Below are 4,149 nucleotides of genomic sequence, written 5' to 3'. Positions count from 1 at the left end.
GAATCGCTGGTGTAAGGGATTTCTTAACAACCCGACAAACCGGACCCGAGCGCGGCTTGCCAGCAAAACTCAACCTTATCGCGATCGGCGTGATCCTGGCCGCCGCCGGCATCAGCGGCTGCACGTCGACCTCGCAGATGAAGTCCGCGCCTGCTCTCACCGAAACAGCGACCGCCGCCGGCGCTGATGCCGGCTTCACCGTGCCTCTGCCGGAGACGGTTTCGGTGCTGCCGGAATCATCGGGGATCGCCCCCGTTCAGACGGCCGAGCTGCCGCCCGATTCCGCCGCACAGCCGGCTGCGGCGACCGCCGCTTTTGCCGGATCGACACCGGCGGCACCAGCCGTGCCCGCGGTGATGACCGCCAATGCCTGGCAGGCGCCGCCGCCGGCAAATGCGAACGAACCGGTCAAGGCGGCCGAGACTTATACGACCGCGGGGCTGATCGTGCCGGCAACCGCCAAGGGCGACCGCATGCCCGGCGTCCAGCAGGTCGCCTATGTCGTGCCGCAGAACCCGGCGGCCCTGGTCCAGTTTCCGGCAGGGCCCGTGCAAGAAGAACACGCGACGGGCGTGCGTGGCGATGTCGAGCGGCTGATCGAGAAATATGCGGCGATCTACCAGGTGCCGGTGGACCTGGTGCGCCATGTCGTCAACCGCGAGAGCACCTTCAACCCGAAAGCCTACAACAACGGCCATTGGGGACTGATGCAGATCAAGCACGCGACGGCACGCGGCATGGGCTATGACGGACCGGCCAAGGGCCTGTTCGACGCCGAAACCAATCTAAAATACGCGGTCAAATATCTGCGCGGCGCCTGGCTGGTGGCCGGCGGCAACGCCAAGAAGGCCGACTGGCTCTATCAGACCGGCTATTATTACGACGCCAAGCGCAAGGGCCTGCTCGAGGCGACCGGCCTTGGCCGCGACCGCCAGCGCCGTCGCCTGCAACCCGACGCCTGAGCGCGATGCCTGAACCGCGCCCGCCGGCCCTGAACGACATCCGGCTGCGCAAGATCCTCGATGAGACGCTGGTTCCGCCGCACTGGCCCGACGGCTTTGTCATGCGCAGTTTCGAGCCTGGTGACGCGCCCGCCCTGCATGCGCTTTTGACGGAAGTGTTCGATGACGGCGCCGATGGTCCGTTCGACGAGTGGTGGCCGCGTATCGCGGACGATCCCGAATTCGACCCGGCGCTGTGCTTCCTCGTCATCGACGCCAAGGGCCGGCTGGCGGCGGCGGCGCTGTGCTGGACCCGCGCCTTCGTCAAGGATCTTGCCGTTCATCCCGAGGCGCGCGGCAAGGGTGTTGCCGAAGCGCTGATGTGGCACGCCTTCGCCGTTTTTCGCGAACGCGGCGCCGACCATGTCGACCTCAAGACCAACACGGTCGAGAATCCCGCCGCCGTCCGGCTCTATGAGCGGCTGGGGATGATGCCTGTCGCCTGGGAAGGCTAGGGTGTGCTGATATTCAGGTGATGCCGGCCTGCAAATGATGGCTTCCTGCGCTTCCGGTGCTCACGTACCCAAAAGTACGCTCCGCTCCGGTTCTCGGAAACCACCATTTTCGACTCGGCCTGACCTGAATCTCAACACCCCCTGATGGGTGTCGCCTCACGCAGGAACGGCGCGATTTGGGAACCCAAAGCGCCGCTTCGCATTCAATGGAAGGCGGGGTCCGACAAGCTGCCGGCGCGTGGAGTGTTTCCTGTCGCCGGCTGCGGAGGGACATCCATCACCATGAAGTTTTCTCACGCATTCCTGGCGCTCGGCGTCGCCGCCATGCTGATTGGTACGCCGGCGCGGGCCGTCGAGCTGTCGATGGTGTCGGGCGATACCGGCGACGGCATCAAGGTGCTGCGCGAGATCCTCGACCGTTACGAGAAAGACAGCGGCAACAAGGTCAACATCGTCGTCATGCCGACGTCCGGGACCGACCAGTTCGGCCAGTACCGGCTGTGGCTTGCCGCCGGAAACAGCGACATCGACGTCTACCAGACGGACGTGATCTGGGCGCCGCAGCTCGCCAGCCAGCTCGTCGATTTGACCGCAGCGACCAGGGACATCGTGGCCGAGCATTTCCCGTCGATCATCCGGTCGCAGACCGTCAATGGCAAGCTCGTCGCCTTGCCGATCTTCACCGATGCGCCGGCGCTCTACTACCGCAAGGATCTCCTCGACAAATATGGCGCCAAGGTGCCGGCCACCTGGAAGGAACTGGCGGACACCGCCAGGCTGGTCATGGATAAGGAACGTGCAGCCGGCAATCGGGATATCTGGGGCTTCGTCTTTCAGGGCAACGCCTATGAGGGGCTGACCTGCGACGCGCTCGAATGGGTGATGTCGAATGGCGGCGGCCAGATCATCGAGCCGGACGGCTCCATCTCCATCAGCAATCCAAAAGCGGCGGCGGTGCTCGATATGGTCAAGGGCTGGGTCGGGACCATCGCGCCGCCCGGCGTGCTCGCCTACCAGGAAGAGGAATCGCGCGGCGTCTGGCAGACCGGCAACGCGGTGTTCATGCGCAACTGGCCCTATGCCTATGCGCTCGGCAACGGCGAGGGCTCGCCGATCAAGGGCAAGTTCGACGTGGCGCCGCTGCCGGCCGGCACCGGCGAAGGCGCCCGACCGGTCGCGACGCTGGGTGGCTGGAACCTCGCGGTCTCCAAATATTCGAAGCATCCGGATGCCGCGATCGAGCTGGTCAAGTTCATTGCCTCGCCCGCGATGCAGAAATACCGCGCGCTGAAGACGTCCAATCTGCCGACCATCCAGGCGCTGTATGACGATGCCGACATTGCCATGGAACACCCGATTATTCCGCGCTGGAAGCAGATCTTTCTCAATGCGGTGCCGCGCCCCTCGGCCGCCACCAGGATCAAATACAACGAGGCGTCGAGCCAGTTCTGGAACGCTGTTCACAACACGCTCTCGGGCGACGGCACTGCCGCCGACAATCTGGCCGACCTCGAAGCGACGCTGACCAAGCTGAAGGGCCGAGGCTGGTGACGATACTGGGACAGCCGGCCGGCGGGACCGCAGCGAGCGGAGCGAGATGACAGGGATGAAACCGGAAACAGCCAAGGCCGCGCACGCGCCGTTGAGGGCACAGCGCGTTCGCTCGGCGTGGCTTTTCCTGGCGCCAATGCTTCTGGTGCTCGCCGCGGCGGCCGGCTGGCCGCTTGCCCGCACGGTCTATTTCAGCTTCACCGACGCCTCGCTGGCCGATCTCGACGCGCGCCAATGGGTCGGCTTCGCCAATTACTTTTCGGTACTTCACATGCCAAGCGGCCGGACCCTCTATGACGGGTTGCTGGTCGACCCTGTCTGGTGGCGTGCCGTCTGGAACACGGTGCGCTTCACCGTGATTTCGGTGACCTGCGAGACCATCCTCGGCACCATCGTTGCCCTGGTTCTCAACGCCGAATTCAGAGGCCGCGGCATCGTCAGGGCGGCGATCCTGATCCCCTGGGCGATCCCGACGATCGTCTCGGCGAAGATGTGGCAATGGATGCTCAACGACCAGTTCGGCATCATCAATGTGGTGCTGCTCAATCTCGGCCTGATCAGCACCAAGATCGCCTGGACGGCCAACGCCGACACCGCGATGGCGGCGGTCCTCATCGTCGATATCTGGAAGGCGACGCCATTCATGACGCTGCTCATCTTGGCCGCGCTGCAGATGCTGCCGAGGGAGATCATCGAGGTCGCCAGGCTCGACGGCGCCAACCCCTGGCAGATCTTCTGGCGGGTGACCTTGCCGCTGATCCGTCCCGCGCTGTTGGTGGCGGTGATCTTCCGCGCGCTCGATGCGCTGCGTATCTTCGACCTGATCTATGTGCTGACGCCCAACAATGTGCACACCAAGTCGATGTCGGTGTTCGCCCGCGAGAACCTGTTCGAGTTCGACAAGTTCGCCTATGGCTCCGCCGCCTCGACCCTGCTCTTCCTCATTCTCGCTCTGCTTACCATCGTCACCATCCGGATCGGCCGGATCAGCCTGGACGGGGACCGCTGAGATGTGGATCGTGAAGCGCACGGCCTTTTACCTGCTGGTCGGGGCAATCGTCTTCGTCGCGGTGTTCCCGTTCTATTACGCCATCGTCACCAGCCTGAAATCCGGGACCGATCTGTTCCGGGCTGATCTGTGG

Annotated in this window: 4 protein-coding genes and 1 pseudogene; all 5 read left to right on the top strand. The window is 64.3% G+C overall.

Annotated features, from left to right (window positions below):
* Positions 1–962, top strand: a 962-nt coding sequence (locus EN969_RS19560; protein WP_245467464.1) for a lytic transglycosylase domain-containing protein, incomplete at its 5' end; no start/stop codon positions are given.
* Between the two features lie 5 nt (positions 963–967).
* Entirely contained in the window at positions 968–1,456 is a 489-nt protein-coding gene (locus tag EN969_RS19555) for a GNAT family N-acetyltransferase (RefSeq protein ID WP_024504138.1), read from the top strand.
* 282 nt (positions 1,457–1,738) lie between these two features.
* Complete coding sequence (locus EN969_RS19550; RefSeq protein ID WP_063170315.1) at positions 1,739–3,007, top strand: ABC transporter substrate-binding protein; 1,269 nt, start codon at positions 1,739–1,741, stop codon at positions 3,005–3,007.
* A gap of 46 nt (positions 3,008–3,053) precedes the next feature.
* Positions 3,054–4,016: a sugar ABC transporter permease gene (locus EN969_RS19545; RefSeq protein WP_063168799.1), complete on the top strand. Its 963-nt coding sequence runs from the start codon at positions 3,054–3,056 to the stop codon at positions 4,014–4,016.
* A gap of 1 nt (position 4,017) precedes the next feature.
* Positions 4,018–4,149 (top strand): annotated as a pseudogene (locus EN969_RS36105) (carbohydrate ABC transporter permease); the annotation flags it as partial.

Origin of the sequence: Mesorhizobium sp. M7A.F.Ca.CA.003.01.2.1 (assembly GCF_003998945.1) — a bacterium.
GTDB classification, from domain to species: Bacteria; Pseudomonadota; Alphaproteobacteria; order Rhizobiales; family Rhizobiaceae; genus Mesorhizobium; species Mesorhizobium ciceri.
Note: the sequence above shows the minus strand (reverse complement) of the source record. Positions and strands in the feature narration are given on the sequence as shown.